Raw genomic sequence first — 14,206 nt, forward strand, 5'->3', positions numbered from 1 at the left:
TGGTGGCCTCCCCTCCGGCGGGGTAGGTTTCTCCCGTCCCGGTGCCGAGGTGGGAAGGAGCGTGCATGGCGCGCGCGGCGTTACCGTCACCTGCCGATGTGTGGTTGCTCGTGCGGGAGCGCCCGGTTCCGCTGCAAGGCGCGACCCGCGAGCTGGCCGATGCCCTCGCGGCACTCCACGGACCCCGGTTCGCCGTCTGGCACACCGACGAGTTCGTCCTCGGGGTCCACGAAGGGCAGTTGGTCCTGCGGACGCTGGGCGGCGCGGACGTTCCCGTCCCGAAGGTCGTGTGCGTGCGCCAGATGCCCAGCTCGATGCGCCAGGACCGCGAGGTGACCCTTCTGCGGCATCTGGAACGCATGGGAGCCACGCTCCTCAACCCGCTGGACGCGCAGCTCGTGTGCCGGAACAAGATCTGGCAGGCGCAGGAACTGGCCCTGGCCGGACTGCCGGTGCCCGACACGCTCTCCTACGCGACCGCCCCTCTGGAAGGGGTCGTGCGCACCCGGCGCCTCGGCACACCGTGCGTGGTCAAATCCGTCACCGGCCACAAGGGAAAGCAGGTGTTCCTCGCCCCCGACGCGGATCTGCTGCGCGGCGTGGCAGGCGCCCTGGCACGGGAGACACCGCATCTCTTCCAGGAGTACGTGTCCCACTCGCACGGCCGGGACCTCCGCCTGATCGTGGTCGACGGCGTGCCGGTGGCCGCCGCGGTGCGCACCTCCCGCGACGGTGGTCTCGCCTCGAACATCGGGCGGGGAGGCGCAGCCACCCTGTGTACGGGCCGTTATCCGGAGGCGGAGGACCTGGCCGTCCGCGCTGCCCGGGCCGTGGGGCTCGCCATCGCCGGGGTTGACCTCCTGTTCACGTCCGAGGACACGTTCACCATCTGCGAGGTCAACGCCGTCCCCGGCTGGCGTCCTCAGATGACGGCGGTGACACCCGCCATCGTCGGCTGCGTCGACCACCGCCTCTCCGCGTGGACGCCCCCGGAACCAGGATCGGCCTGAAGCTTCACAGCCCCTTCGAGAGCAGGTGACACGCCTGCAATCCTCCATAGGCGGTGGGAAGTTGAGGCCACGGCGACGCGCCGGCAGGGGGCAGGGCGGACAGGGGCGCATCGCGGGCGTCGCGTCCCTTCGCGCTCCGGTCGGTGCCCACGCGCCTGTCGGCGGTCCACGATCCGTCGAGCGGTGGAACCACCGCGGGCGGGCGGCAGCGACGGCGGGCAGCTGGCCATGAGCCGGCCGCTGGGGCAGGACGCTCGGGTTTCCGGGACCCGTGCGTCGAGCCTCGTCGAGGTGACGGGCCTGATCCGGACGAGCGCGTCCGTCGCACCCGACGGCGTCCCGCTCCCGGGGCGCGCGACGTCGTGGCCGGCGTCCCGTGCCGCCCGGGGAGTCACGGACCCCACGGCATGAACGTGCGGGTGATCGCCGACACATGAGGACGGCCGACCGCTCCGGGTCTCGCCCGCCCGGCCGTTCGCCGAGGTGGTGACGGGATTCCCGTTCCGACTGCTCGGATCGGGCACGGGCCGCCGGCGTCCCGCCTTCCACGTACGCCTGGGCGCCCCGCTCTCCCCGCCGGCCGAACGTGGGGCACCCAGAGGCTCGTGGTGCGCGTCGGTGCCGTGCGGGCGGGTCAGCGGCGGGGCAGCACACCCAGGAGGGTCGCGGTCAGTGCCTGCCTCAAGTAGTCGTTCAGCTCCAGGTGGAGCCGTGCCAGGTCGGGTTCGGCCTCGTAGGCCGCCCGAAGGCTGGGCGGGGGTGTGCTGTACGCGGGCAGCGCGCCCGCCATGACCATGGTCTGGAGGCTGAACAGCGTCGCGTTCCCGCCCAGCTCCGGCAGGTGCGTCCGGATCAGCGCGGTCATGGTCGTCAGGCGTTCCAGGGAGGCGCGCTTGTAGCGCGCCACGACCTCGACGGAGACGTTGTGCTCCAGGACGCTTCCCTGCGCGCCGAAGAGGTCGCACATCACCGCCCGGCCGGAGAGTGAGCGGCTGAGGATCTCGGCCACGCCTGTCGCTCGCTCGGCCATGGGCAGGTCCTCGTCGATGCCGGCGGTCAGCTCGTCCGCCAGTTCCGTCAGCCACTCCCGCAGGAAGCGGTCCAGCAGTTCCAGCAGCACTGCCTCGCGGGACTCGAAGTAACGCAGCACGTTCGGCTTCGCCAGGCCCACCCGGCGGCTGAGCTCGTTCAGGGTGACCGCGGCCACGGGCATCTCGTCGAGCATCGCCGACGCCGTGTCGAGGATCGCCTGCCGGCGGATCTCCCGCTGCTCCTCGGTCCGTGCCCGCTGGAAAGTCACGATCACCAGCCTAACTTAGGTACCTTCGGTACGTTGACAACGTACCGGAAGTACTTTAACGTTCCCGACGTAAGGTACCTCCGGTATGTTAATCAGTTGGGAGCCTGGCATGGGCGAGAAGTGGACGACGGCGAATATTCCGGACCAGCACGGACGGGTGGCCGTGGTGACCGGCGCCAACACCGGACTGGGCTACGAGACCGCCAAGGCGCTCGCCGAACGCGGCGCGTCCGTCGTACTCGCCGTGCGCGACGCCGGGAAGGGCGAGCAGGCCGCGGCCCGCATGACCGGCGACGTGACCGTGCAGGCGCTGGACCTGACCTCGCTCGACTCCGTCCGGACCGCGGCGGCGGCGCTGCGGTCCCGGCTCGACCGGATCGACCTGCTGGTCAACAACGCAGGCGTCATGTACACCCCGAAGCAGACCACCCGGGACGGCTTCGAGATGCAGTTCGGCACCAACCACCTCGGCCATTTCGCGCTCACGGGGCTGCTCCTGGACCTGATGCTGCCGGTGCCCGGCTCGCGCGTGGTGACGGTCAGCAGCACCGGCCACCGCATCCGGGCCGCGATCCACTTCGACGACCTGCAGTGGGAGGCGTCGTACGGCCGGGCCGCCGCCTACGGACAGTCGAAGCTGGCCAACCTGATGTTCACCTACGAGTTGCAGCGCCGGCTCGCCCCGCACGGCACGACCGTCGCGACGGCCGCGCACCCCGGCATGTCCAGCACCGAACTCACCCGCAACGCCCCCGCGGCCCTCCGGCTTCCGCTCACCTGGTTCGCGCCGCTGTTCACCCAGACGCCGGCGATGGGAGCGCTGCCGACCCTGCGCGCCGCCACCGACCCCGCCGCGCTCGGCGGCCAGTACTACGGTCCCGGCGGACGCAACGAGATCAAGGGCCACCCCCGGCTGGTCACCTCCAGCGCGGAGTCGTACGAGGTGGCCGTCCAGCAGCGGCTGTGGGCGGTCTCCGAAGAGCTGACCGGCGTCACGTTCCCTTCCGCCCCGTCCGAGCGGAGCCCCCTTCCCCACGGACCGGCCGTCACGGCGTAGCCCGCGCCGGCAGAAGGCACACCCACGCGCCGCGGCGCACGCGAGCGCTGCCTGGACCGGCGAGGGGCCCCATCCCTCTGGTGACGGGTGACGGGGGTACGGGGGTACGGGGGTACGGGGTGATGTGACCGGCGGGGCCGCCGCGCCGATGTGCGCGCACTGCGGCTCCCCGGTGCCGCCCCGGCAGCAACGCTCCTGTGTACAGCTCTCCGGCGCGACAACCAGTAGAGCCAGCAGTGCCGTTGATCACCCGTCACAGCGACGGCTGACAGCCGGTCATGAGGGTGCGTCGGCCGGGCGTTCGCGGGAGCCCCCGGACTTGAGGATGGCCCCGGGCTGCCCGCCGGGTACGCGCCTCCCCGTACCCGGTGGTCACCGGCGGGTCTCAGGCCGAGCGCAGGCAGAAGGGGTGTCCGGCCGGGCTGGCGTAGACGCAGCTGCCGGTGCGCGGCGGCGGGGTGATCTCGTCCGTGGGCCGCAGCCGGTCGGCGCCGGCTTCGACGGCTGTGCGGTCGGCGGTCGCGAGGTCGCCGACGTTGAAGTCGAGGTGCATCTGCTGGGGGGTGCCGTCCGGCCAGTTCGGGGCGATGTGTCCGGGGGCCGACTGGATGACGATCACCGGGAGGCCGGGGGCCTGGACGAAGTGGTGGGTCGGCGTGCGGGCGAGCGAGCCGCCGAGCAGCTGGTGCCAGAAGGAACTCTCCGTCTCGACGTCAGCGGCGTCGATGATCACGGAGGCCAGGGTGATGGGCATCGGGAGTGTCCTGTTCTGATGGTCGGTGGTTGCTCAGACGGTCGGGACGATGCCGCCGTCGACACGGAACTGCGCTCCGGTGAGCCACTTCGCACGGCTGGAGGCGAGGAAGGCGATCATCTCCGCGACGTCCTCGGGGTCCCCGGGACGGCCCATGGGGACCTTCAGGTGACGCATGATCTGCTCCGTGACCTCCCTGGTGGTGACGCCCTGCTGGTCTGCCATGTGCTGGAGGTGTGCGGTGGCGCCGTCGGTGACGACGAAGCCGGGGAGGACGCACACCACACGCACCCCGTGCTCGCCGACCTCGGTCGCCAGTTCGCGACTGTAGGTGTTGAGCGCGGCCTTGGCGGCGGCGTAGGACGCCTCCGTGCGCTGGGGAAGTTGGCTGGCGATCGAGGAGACGTGCACGACGACACCGGAGCCCCGCTCGACCATTCCCGGCACCAGGGCCCGGTCCAGGCGCACGGCGCTGAGGAGGTTCATCTCCAGGTCCGCCTGCCAGGATTCGTCCGACCGCCCCAGGGTCGGTGCGGGGGCGCTCGCCGCGCCCGCGTTGTTCACGAGCACGTCCACGCCGCCCACGTGTTCGATGACCCGGCGGCCGAGTTCGGCCGCGCCCTCCTGGGTCGAGAGATCCGCCGCGATGAAGGTGGCGCCGCTGTCGTCCTGGGGCCGAGTGCGGGAGGCCGTCAGCACGGTCGCGCCGGAGGCGACGAAGCGGCGTGCGGCGGCCGCACCCAGGCCCCGGCTACCACCGGTTATCAGTACGCGCAGGCCGCCGAGGCCGTCGTCCGTGATGGGCACAGGAATCCCCTCCGTAAGATGAACCGGACTCCGGAAACCATACACATAAACGGAACCAGACTCACCTTATGGAGGTCTCCTTGCCGTCATCACGCCCGTTGCGCGCCGACGCGCGGCGCAACCGCGAGGCCCTGCTGTCCGCGGCCCGCCAGGCGTTCCTCGGCGGCGACGCCGACGCGCACGTGGAAGACATCGCCCGCAGCGCCGGAGTCGCCGTCGGAACGCTCTACCGCCATTTCGAAACCCGCGAAGCACTGATCGAGGAGGTCTACCGCAAGGAGGTCGACGCCCTCTGTGCCGCGCCCCGCGACCTGCTGGACCAGTACCCCCCGGAGGAGGCGCTGCGGCGCTTCCTGCTGCTGCTCGTGGATCACGCGGCGGTGGGCAAGGGGATGTCCGCCGTCCTGGAGAGCATCATGGCGACGGATTCACCGGTCTTCGACACGGCGCGGACGCGTATGGCGGACGCCCTCTCCCTGCTGCTCGAAGCCGGCAGCGCGGCGGGCACCGTCCGCGCCGACGTCACCGGCTCCACACTGCTGCGCGCCTTGGGCGGCATCTGCGGAATGCGGGCCACGGAGGGCTGGCTGATCGAGGCCCGGCAGATCACCGGCCTCCTTTTCGACGGCCTGCGCCACGGCGCCCCGCGGGCAGCCTGAGGCGGAGGGACGGGGCCTGGGCGAGGTGGGCGGGTGCCGGGTCGGGCGCCAGGTGCCGCGCCTCGCCGGTCAGGTCCCGGCCGTTGCGGCTGCCCCCTCCCGTGCGACGTCCTCACCCGGCTCCGGCGAGGGCGAGCGGATACGTTCGCCGTGTTCCCGCCCACCGCGCCCACCGGCCGAACCGCCCCGGACGTGGTGGCGCCCGGGGTGCCGTGACCGGCCGCGCGTCGCAGGCTGGAACCATGAGCGCGCCGATAGTCATCCACCGCCCCTCCCCCACCGGCGGCCGACGAGTCACCATCAACGGACAGATCGTCGGCCTCGCCCACGACGACCGCGACGTCGAGGAATTCCTCCGCCGTGCCGGACTCCCGGATACCGAGCGGCTCCTCGACGACACCGGCTGGGTGGAGTGGCGGGGCGGCAGGGCACACCACTACCAGGCCGCCTGAGGGATGTCCCCTGCCCGGGCCCAGCGGCACGCGTCTCCGGGCCGCGGCTCGTACCCCGCCCTGCCGGCCCCGGTGTCCTGGCTCGGACATCAGCCGCAAGGCAGCGGGTGATCACACGCTGGCCACCGTGGCGGCCTTCTCGTCGTGCTCGCGCAGCATCCGCATGACGGTGGCGGGTGAGGGGTGCTGGCCCCTCTTCGTGCCGGTGGTGACGACGAGCCGCTTGGCGATGTCGCGCAGGCTCATCTCCTGGTCACGCAGGTACAGGGCCATGGACAGCATGTCCTCGTCGGTGACACCCGCGCCGCCGATGGTCTTGCCGCGCTTGCGGGCGGATTCGTGGCCTTCAAGGGTGCGGTCGCGGATGTACTCGCGCTCCGTCCCGGACATGGCCGCCAACACGGTGAACACGATCCCGGAGGGGTCGTGCGAGCCCTTCAGCTCCCCGGTCAGGAATTCCAGCCCGACGTCGCCGGCCTTCAACTCTTCGGCGAGCATCGAGAGTTTGTTGCCACGGCCGAGCCGCTTGTGCTCGCGGACGACGAGGGTCACGGCGACGCCGGAGGAACGGAGACGCGCTTGTTCGCTCCGGGGCAGGAGCCAGGAGTGACGCCGATGCCGCCGGCCGACTCCTGCCACGCCTCCGTGCGGTGCCGTGAGGGGCGACTCGGTGTCATGGCCGTCCGACTCCCGGCGGCCGTGACACGACTGCGTTGGTGTGACGGGCGCACGCCCCGAAGGTATGCGTCAGGCACCGCCCCAGACCGGGGCATCCGTTCCCCATAGACCCGGCGGACGTGCCCAGTTCACCGGGCCCCCTTCGTACGACACCGGCGGCAGCGCGTGCCGCAGTCGGCCCATGGGACTGTCGGTCTCGGTCAGCCAGCGTTCGGCGTCGAAGCCCTCGTCCTCGCCCGGAGCGAGTGCCAGGTCGTGGACCAGCCAGTGCGCGGTCTGCGTCAGCGCGAGGCGGACCAGCCGGGTGCCGCCCGTGCGGTGCTGCTCGGTGAGCGCTCGCAGGACACCGGCCGCGAGCAGATAGCCGGTGCCGTGGTCGAGCGCCTGAGCGGGCAGAGTACCGGGCGAGTCCGGCGAGCCCTCCAGCTCGGCGATGCCGGTGGCCACCTGGACCAGGCTGTCAAAGCCGCGCCGCTCGCGCCACGGCCCGTAACGGCCCCACGCGGAGAGCTGGGCGATCACGAGCCCTGGGCGGTGTTCGGCGAGCGCCTCGGGCGTCAATTCGAACCGTTCCAGCGCGCCCGGCCGGTAACCGGTGACTACCACGTCTGCCGCATCGAGCAGTTCCTCGAAGAGCCTACGGTCGGTGGCCTCCCCCAGGTTCAGGGTGGTCGAGCGTTTCCCCATCCCTGTGTCGTTGTGAGCCTCCTGACTTTCCGGCAGCTGTGGAGCGTCGATCCGCAGCACGTCAGCTCCGAGCAACGCAAGCGTTCTGGTGGCGACCGGTCCGGCCAGCACTCGGGTCAGATCCAGAACGCGCAGCCCCGCGCACGGTAGTGCGGCACCTCCGGGCATCCGATCCGGGGCATCATCGATGCGCGCCGTCGTCAGCAGCGGCTGCCCCGCGACCATGACCCCCTGCTCGCTCTTGGCCCAGTCCTCGGGGCTGCGTGCCGCGACGGCCAAACCGCCCGCCGCGTACACGGTCTCCTCCACTTCCAGCGCGGTAAGCCCCGCGATCGCCTGGGCCACCGCGTCCACCGCCTCCTCGACGACGTCTCCCGGCACCCCGAGAGCGGAGAGCAATCGGGCCCGGTGGTGCGGGTAGTTGGCGTGCGTACGAACCCATCCGTCGGTCGCCCGCCAGAACCGGGACAGCGGCGAGAAGGTCGACCACCCTTGTCCGTCGACCCGCACCAACCGGTCGCTGAGGAACGCCGCCGCGACTGCCTCGTCATCGACCCGCACACGGGGCACGGGGCGCCCCGTGCGTACGGAAGTGAGCTCGGCGGCCGCGAGCGAGCACACCGCGACGGTGGCCCGCGCCAGCTCCATGACGGGCAGCCGCGCCGGCAGCCCTCCGGACGGACCGCCGTAGGACACCCGGTCGAGCAGCGAAGAATCGGCACCCAGTGCCGCCCAAGCCTGGGAGGCCCCCGAGATGATTGGAGAATCCATGACCCCACTGTGGCACTGAGTGCCACCTATGGGAAGGGTTGCGTCATGGCCCCAGGTCCTCGCCGACGCACTACTCGGTGCCACGAGACGGCCCGGGTTCTCACGGGCCGGGCCACCCCGCCGCGTCGAACAGCGACCCGTGCGACGAGCCGCCCGCCACGTCCACGAGCGGCCCGTCCGATGGAACCCCCGCCACGTCCGCGAGCAATCCATCCAGCGGGCCTCCGGCCATCCATGAGCAACCCCCGTCCGACGAGCCGCCCAGCAACCCGTCCGACGAGCCTCCCGCCACGTGGACCAGCAACCGGTCCGATGGGCCTCGCCCCACTCGTCGTACCTGCGGCCCGGCCACCTGACCGGCTCGATGCGCTGTGGCCGGCTCCGTACAGCGGCCCGTATCGACCCGGTCATGGCTCGGGCATGGTCGTGATCCCGCCTCCGCCGTGGCTCAGGAACGCGGGCCTGAACCGTCCCGGCCCCTGAAACCGGTGGCGGTCGCCGGTGCTGGTCGGGTTCAGCCGAGCCAGACGACATCCACCACGTACAGGCGCCCGGCCGGGCGGTTGACCCAGTAGACGGCGGTGAGCTGTCCGACCGAGGCGGCCCGGACGTCCTCACCTTCGGGGTCACGGGAGTCGAAGGGCGGGAACGACCACGGGTCGCGGCCCGCTATGTCCAGGACGTCCCGGAGGATCTCGCACGCGTGGTCGGGCAACTCACCAACGGTGCCGACGGCCTGGGGCGACAGGCGCGGAGGCCAGGGTGGCAGGTCGGTCACCGGCGGGCACCGAGGACCTGGTCCAGGCCGGTCCCGTCGGAGTCGTCGCACCCGCCGGCGAGGAACGCGTCCACCGCCGGCGCGGCGGCCAGCCGTGCCCGCCAGGCATCCACCACGCCGTGCAGCGGGGCGAGGCTGTAGCTGTGACGGGCGTCGTCCAGGGCGCGGGCCCAGTCCTGCTCGAACGCGGGCACCCACGCACCGGCCCGGCGGTCGGCACGCAGCTCCTGGAGCAGTTGAGCCGCGGCGGCCGGGGCCGGCGGTACGGGTGCTTCCTCGGGCTGCGCGCTCATCGGGTCCTCCATGCTGGTGGTGCCACCACGGTAGCCGTCTCGCGGCCGGCAGTTGAAGGGTTCAGCGCTCCTCGGCGAGATGCTCCGTGCTGCCACCGCCGTCAGGCCGACGAGCGGCTTCCCGGTCGGCGCGGCCGACGGGGGCCGGCGCCGCCGTGGGGCGGCGAACCGTCTGCGCTGCCCGGCCGGTGGCGCACGCACGCCTCTGGAACAGTGCGTCACCGGCCCGAGTTCGTCCTGCCCGGGCGACGGCCGGCGTACGAACTACCCTGATGTCATGTCACCGTCCGACTGGACACGGCTCAACGAAGCTCACGGGGTACGGCGTCGCATGTCCGTCGTGGGCCGTCACGTCATCAGGCGTCCCCTGCTGATCCTCGCCCTTGCCGGTCTGGCCTTCCTCATCGGCAGGTTCGGCAGGGACCTCCCCGTGCTCTTCGGGATGGCTCCTCTGGGAGCCGTTGTGATCCTTGCCGGCATGGGGCGCTACCGTTCGACCGGCCCTGCGGCGGAGAGCGACGGGAAGCCTCCACCGGAGGAACCCCTGCCGCGGAGCGGCGAGGCGAACTGAGCAACCGTCCCTGACTCTCTTGGCATCACTGCCGTATCTCCTGACAGCACTGCCGTCCTCCCGCCCCGAGCCCCGAGCCCCGGAGTTGAACGTGTTCAGTCGGGCTGGCAGAGTAACCGTCCACAGCCCGCTTCTACCGGTCGGCCGGTGCGGGCGAAGGGGGGCGGGTCCGTGGCGGACGGGAGCAGGCGCAGGCTGCGCGCGTGGAGGACCGCGCTCAGCGGCTCGATGGTGGCCTTGACTGTTCTGACAGCGTGCGGCCCCTCCCAGTACTACGGGGGGACGGGGCTTCACGATGCTACGCGCGCCGAGGTCTCCGGTGTCTGGGAGAACGTCGAGGGCACGCGCGTTGCCTTGCGCGAGGACGGAACGGCCCGTGTCCGGAGACTCGACGGCCAGGACTTCGACTTCGAGGACGGCTGGCGCCTCTCCGGTACGGGGACGTGGCAGCTGACCGACCACGACAGTGGACAGGAGGTCAAGCTGGCGTTGACGGCCCGGACCCAGGTCGAGAATCGTCTCCCCTCGACGACCGGCGAGACCCCGCCGCCCGAGCCCCCGTCCACGTACGCGTGGAATTTCTACGTGGACCGTGCACAGCGGGATGGGCTGAAGCTGTTCTTCTTCTACGGCGATCCCGACGCGGGGAACACCTATCTGATGTCGAGGGTGACCGCGTCGTAGCCACTCGTCGGCCGTTGCGACGAGCGCTGTCGCTGTCCCTTCGCGGGGAACGGGGCGTGTGTCGTATCGCGTGGCGACGGTGCGGTGTGCCTTGAGTCGGTTGTTCCCGCACTCGGCCGCGTGGCGCCGGCGGTTGGTCGGCCGGGTCGAACCGCGCGAGCCGGGAGCCCTGGACGAAGCGCTTCCTGGACGAGGGGTACGAGCACGCTGCCACGCGAGCCGGGCTTCCTGCGGTGGCGCGCCGGGTCGGCCCTGCCCGGGAGCGTGCGGCGGATTCCCTGGCGTCGCGGGTAGGCGCGGTCTTCGCAGGAGGCGTACGCCCCGTCAGCGCGTCGGCTGACACCTGTAGTCCATACGGTCAGCCCCCCGGTACATCTGGGGGCGGCCCGGATGGCTGGCGGACTCTGTGACTCCTAGCTTCGGTCCATGATGTTTCGCCGCTCACTGGTATCAGCCGCTCTCCTGACCTCAGTCCTGACGGTTCCCCCCACTGCGGGGGCCTCAGCGGCCAACTCCCGCTCCCTCGACGGCGGCCCGTCCTTGCAGCGCGACGCCGACGTACTGCGCGACGCCGGGGTCACGGGGGTGTCGGCCCGCCTGGTGACCCCCAGTGGAACTGTCACGGCGCGCTCCGGTGTCAGCGATCTGGTGAGTCGCCGACCGGTTCCGGAGGAGGGCTATCTGCGGCTGGGCAGCATCACCAAGACGTTCGTCGCCACCGTCGTCCTGCAACTGGTGGACGAGCAGCGGCTGACGCTCGATCAGACCGTGGAGGAGCTGCTGCCCGGGGTCGTGTCCGGTGCCGGCAACGATGGCCGGATCATCTCGGTCCGCGATCTGCTGCACCACACCAGTGGTCTGTACGACTACACGGCCGACGTGTTCCCCGACCCGAGCGCACAGACGTATTACACCAACCGGTGGCACGCCTACCGGCCCGATCAACTGGTCGCCATGGCCATGCGGCACACGCCGGACTTCGCACCGGGAACCGACTGGGCGTACTCGAACACGAACTACGTGCTCGCCGGAATGATCATCCAGAAGGTCACCGGCCGCTCCTGGGAACAAGAGGTCCACGACCGCATCCTGCGCCCCCTCGGTCTGCGGCACACGGACACCCCCGGCACCTGGCCCTTCCTCCCGCAGCCGCATGCGGCCAACTACCAGCAGTTCGCCGAGGAGGGACCGATGACCGACGCCACGATCCCCTACCGTCCTTTCGACAGCGGGGCGGACGGCTCGATGACCGGAACCGCCCGCGACCTCAACCACTTCCTCGAAGCCCTGGTCCGAGGGCGACTGCTGACGCCCGCCGCTCTCGCCGCCATGCGGGCCACCGTCCCGGTGCCGCCGGACCATGGCCACCCCGCGGGCACCCGGGACGGCCTGGGCCTGTTCTTCACCCCGCTGTCCTGCGGGGGCGGATACCTCGGGCACGGGGGAAGCGGGTTCGGCTACCTCGTCCGGGCCGCCACGACGACGGACGGTCGGCGCACCGTCACCGTTTCCGCGCACAGCCGCCCGGCCGGTGCACCGACGGCGGCCCGCCAGGAGGACGCCCTGCGCGAACTGATCGACCACGCCCTCTGCCGCACGGCGTGAGCCGCCCAGCGCGCGCCCCGGGACACCGTCCCCGCCTGGAGTCGGAGGCAGCTCGGGACAGGACCACGACCACGGATCGGCACGGGTACTCCGATCATGGGCGGACGGCTGACGACGAAGGTCATGCGTCCGGGCCGGGGTGACCGTCCCTCGCGAACGGGCTTGGACGACGCCCGCCGTCCCAGGCGATGGGCATCCGGCTGTCGTCACACGAAACGCCTCCGGCAGGACCGCGGATACCGACGCCACCGTCCTCCGGTTGCGCGCCGGGTCGGTGCGCGCCGGGTCGTTGCCCGCTGGGTCTTTGCCCGCTGGGTCGGTGCGCGCCGGGTCGGTGCGCACACAGTCGTTGTGCTCCGCATCGCTCGGCGAGGCTCCTGCGCCACGACGGTGGCCGCCCGGATCCGTCCTGGCGGCCACCGTCTGCTCGGCGGCGTGCGGCGAGTGGTCAGGCGTCGGCCTCCGGGAAGGGGAGGCCGTCGTCCAGGATGATGCGGACCACTTCCCCCTGTCCGGCGATGTCGGCGAGTTCGGCCGCGATGCGCTCGTACGAGGTCATGGCCAGTGACCAGTCGGCTCCCAGCGGTGCGGCGGTGGAGCGCGTGTCCCACAGCTCGATCAGCAACGCGATCAGGGAGCGTCCGGACAGGACGGTCCGGACGCGGCCTTCCTTGAAGTCCTCGATGGCCGGCGGGGTACGGAAGTGGCAGTGTCCTACGGCCAGGGCGGCGAGCCACTCCCAGGTGTCGCGGTGCGCGATCAGTTCTGCGGAGGCCACTCCGGCGGCTTTCAGCAGCAGGACCCCGTGGGCGACGCGGGGGTCCTGGGCATCGGCGGACTCACGAGGTGCGGCGGTGGAGGGCTGGACAGCGGACGTGCCCGTGCCCCGGTAAGCGGCCTCGATGGCGCTCCTGAGCGCGAGGTCCTGGGCTTGGCCGCCGGCGGCGGACGGTGCCTGGTTCCCGGTGTTGTCCATGGTTCCCCCCTGGGAGTCGGTGCTGGGCGAGACGGCGGAGTGTGCTGCGGCGGCCCCGGGAACGTTGTGGTCGGCCTCTCCGACGGGCTCCGGCAGTGGTGTGGTCCGCTCGGCCGGTGCCGACGGATCGTCCGCGGTCTTCGTGCCCTCGACGGCGGCCGGAAGCAGCGGGCGAAGAGCGTCGGCGAGGCCGAGCAGTTGCCGTAGCTCGCCGCGTGTCTCGTTGAGGTCGGTGATCATCCGGTCCTGGCGGCGGCGTACTTCCCGGTTCTCCTCGCGCAAGCCGGTGACGCCTCCCTGGATGGTCTCCAGGGTCTTCAGGCGGCTCTGCGTGAGTTCTCCGTGGAGGGCGGTGAGCCCGACCGTCGGGTCGTCCAGCCGTGCGAGTTGGTGCTGTAAGGCCTCCAGTTCCCTCATCGCGTCAGCGAACGCGTCTACCCACTTCACGTGACCCCCTGGTTACTCAGAGCATGCGACCGCCCGTATCTCCCCCTGAACACTCCGCGTGACGCGACGGTTTCCGGCCCTTCTGCCCCAGCCCGGACACAGGCTGGGAGGGCGAGGCTCTGACCTGCGGTCGGGGCCTTGCGTTGAGCGGTTGTGCGATTCGAGGGACGGAGCAAGGGGTCTGTGTTCCGCTCAACCACCCGCAGGTATCGCCATGTTCGCCCTCGGCCCGGTCGGCGGACCGGCGTCGTGGTGCCGCTCCGCTACGTCGGCCGCCATGGCTCGGGGAGCAGCTGGCTCCGTGCGGTACGACTTCCTGGGCGAGCCGGTAGCCGCCGGGTTCACGGATGAGTTCCCGAGCGGGAACCGCCCGCCAGGAGGCTGCGGCTTCGAGGCGGTCGAGCGCGCCGACGCCGACGGTCCGGGAGCCGCCGGGCCGCCCGGCGCGAGCCTCCCTCGCGAAGACCGGACCGGGGACGGGAGGCGGGGGCGGATTCCGGAGGCCTTCGGCAACTGTTCGCGGCGGTTCATCATCCGGAGCACGGACCTGCGGGTCACGTGCCCGGGCCGGAAAGGGAGGGGCGGGGGGCCCCGGGAAAACGGCGCCCCCCCCCAACCCCCGCCCCCCCCCCCCCCCCACACCCCCCCGCCGCCGTCCCACACCGGGCGGCCCCCCC

General features: G+C 71.6%; 15 protein-coding genes. 7 read left to right on the plus strand and 8 right to left on the minus strand.

What is annotated here, in order from left to right:
- Positions 1-98 precede the first annotated feature (98 nt).
- Positions 99-1,010 carry a RimK family alpha-L-glutamate ligase gene (locus ACFVS9_RS31795; protein WP_383114895.1) on the plus strand — a complete coding sequence of 304 codons (912 nt, stop codon included), beginning with the start codon at positions 99-101 and terminating at the stop codon, positions 1,008-1,010.
- Between the two features lie 634 nt (positions 1,011-1,644).
- Here the strand turns inward: ACFVS9_RS31795 and ACFVS9_RS31800 are convergent.
- The gene (locus ACFVS9_RS31800) at positions 1,645-2,310 is read right to left on the minus strand and encodes a TetR/AcrR family transcriptional regulator (RefSeq protein ID WP_383114894.1); all 666 of its coding nucleotides are present in this window, start codon (positions 2,308-2,310) and stop codon (positions 1,645-1,647) included.
- A 109-nt stretch (positions 2,311-2,419) separates the two neighbouring features.
- On the opposite strand from ACFVS9_RS31800, the gene ACFVS9_RS31805 reads away from it, so the two are divergent.
- Entirely contained in the window at positions 2,420-3,367 is a 948-nt protein-coding gene (locus ACFVS9_RS31805) for an SDR family NAD(P)-dependent oxidoreductase (RefSeq protein WP_389938061.1), read from the plus strand.
- 385 nt (positions 3,368-3,752) lie between these two features.
- On the opposite strand, the gene ACFVS9_RS31810 is transcribed toward ACFVS9_RS31805, so the two are convergent.
- Both ACFVS9_RS31810 and ACFVS9_RS31815 read right to left on the minus strand, forming a co-directional pair.
- Positions 3,753-4,121 (minus strand): VOC family protein, encoded by a 369-nt coding sequence (locus ACFVS9_RS31810; RefSeq protein WP_389938064.1) that lies wholly within the window; start codon positions 4,119-4,121, stop codon positions 3,753-3,755.
- 33 nt (positions 4,122-4,154) lie between these two features.
- Positions 4,155-4,928 carry an oxidoreductase gene (locus tag ACFVS9_RS31815; protein WP_389938066.1) on the minus strand — a complete coding sequence of 258 codons (774 nt, stop codon included), beginning with the start codon at positions 4,926-4,928 and terminating at the stop codon, positions 4,155-4,157.
- Positions 4,929-5,008: 80 nt separating this feature from the next.
- Between ACFVS9_RS31815 and ACFVS9_RS31820 the strand changes: the two genes are divergently transcribed.
- Both ACFVS9_RS31820 and ACFVS9_RS31825 read left to right on the plus strand, forming a co-directional pair.
- A complete protein-coding gene (locus ACFVS9_RS31820) occupies positions 5,009-5,587 on the plus strand; it encodes a TetR/AcrR family transcriptional regulator (RefSeq protein ID WP_389938068.1) in 579 nt (192 codons plus the stop codon).
- Between the two features lie 242 nt (positions 5,588-5,829).
- Positions 5,830-6,039 (plus strand): hypothetical protein, encoded by a 210-nt coding sequence (locus ACFVS9_RS31825; protein WP_383114889.1) that lies wholly within the window; start codon positions 5,830-5,832, stop codon positions 6,037-6,039.
- 111 nt (positions 6,040-6,150) lie between these two features.
- On the opposite strand, the gene ACFVS9_RS31830 is transcribed toward ACFVS9_RS31825, so the two are convergent.
- The 4 genes from ACFVS9_RS31830 to ACFVS9_RS31845 form a co-directional block, all read right to left on the minus strand.
- On the minus strand, positions 6,151-6,591 hold the full coding sequence (locus ACFVS9_RS31830) for a recombinase family protein (protein WP_389938071.1): 441 nt from the start codon (positions 6,589-6,591) through the stop codon (positions 6,151-6,153).
- A gap of 195 nt (positions 6,592-6,786) precedes the next feature.
- Entirely contained in the window at positions 6,787-8,175 is a 1,389-nt protein-coding gene (locus ACFVS9_RS31835; protein WP_389938074.1) for a CoA transferase, read from the minus strand.
- Between the two features lie 514 nt (positions 8,176-8,689).
- A complete protein-coding gene (locus ACFVS9_RS31840; protein ID WP_389938077.1) occupies positions 8,690-8,890 on the minus strand; it encodes a hypothetical protein in 201 nt (66 codons plus the stop codon).
- A gap of 59 nt (positions 8,891-8,949) precedes the next feature.
- On the minus strand, positions 8,950-9,246 hold the full coding sequence (locus ACFVS9_RS31845) for a DUF6247 family protein (RefSeq protein WP_383114885.1): 297 nt from the start codon (positions 9,244-9,246) through the stop codon (positions 8,950-8,952).
- Between the two features lie 277 nt (positions 9,247-9,523).
- Between ACFVS9_RS31845 and ACFVS9_RS31850 the strand changes: the two genes are divergently transcribed.
- From ACFVS9_RS31850 to ACFVS9_RS31860, 3 genes are all read left to right on the plus strand, one after another.
- Complete coding sequence (locus tag ACFVS9_RS31850; RefSeq protein WP_389938081.1) at positions 9,524-9,817, plus strand: hypothetical protein; 294 nt, start codon at positions 9,524-9,526, stop codon at positions 9,815-9,817.
- 228 nt (positions 9,818-10,045) lie between these two features.
- Positions 10,046-10,501: a hypothetical protein gene (locus ACFVS9_RS31855; RefSeq protein ID WP_389938094.1), complete on the plus strand. Its 456-nt coding sequence runs from the start codon at positions 10,046-10,048 to the stop codon at positions 10,499-10,501.
- 540 nt (positions 10,502-11,041) lie between these two features.
- A complete protein-coding gene (locus tag ACFVS9_RS31860; protein WP_389938084.1) occupies positions 11,042-12,106 on the plus strand; it encodes a serine hydrolase domain-containing protein in 1,065 nt (354 codons plus the stop codon).
- A 448-nt stretch (positions 12,107-12,554) separates the two neighbouring features.
- Here the strand turns inward: ACFVS9_RS31860 and ACFVS9_RS31865 are convergent, their stop codons facing one another.
- Positions 12,555-13,529 carry a hypothetical protein gene (locus ACFVS9_RS31865; protein WP_389938087.1) on the minus strand — a complete coding sequence of 325 codons (975 nt, stop codon included), beginning with the start codon at positions 13,527-13,529 and terminating at the stop codon, positions 12,555-12,557.
- Positions 13,530-14,206 lie beyond the last annotated feature (677 nt).

It is taken from the genome of Streptomyces sp. NPDC058008 (genome assembly GCF_042886395.1).
In the GTDB taxonomy this organism is placed as follows: domain Bacteria; phylum Actinomycetota; class Actinomycetes; order Streptomycetales; family Streptomycetaceae; genus Streptomyces.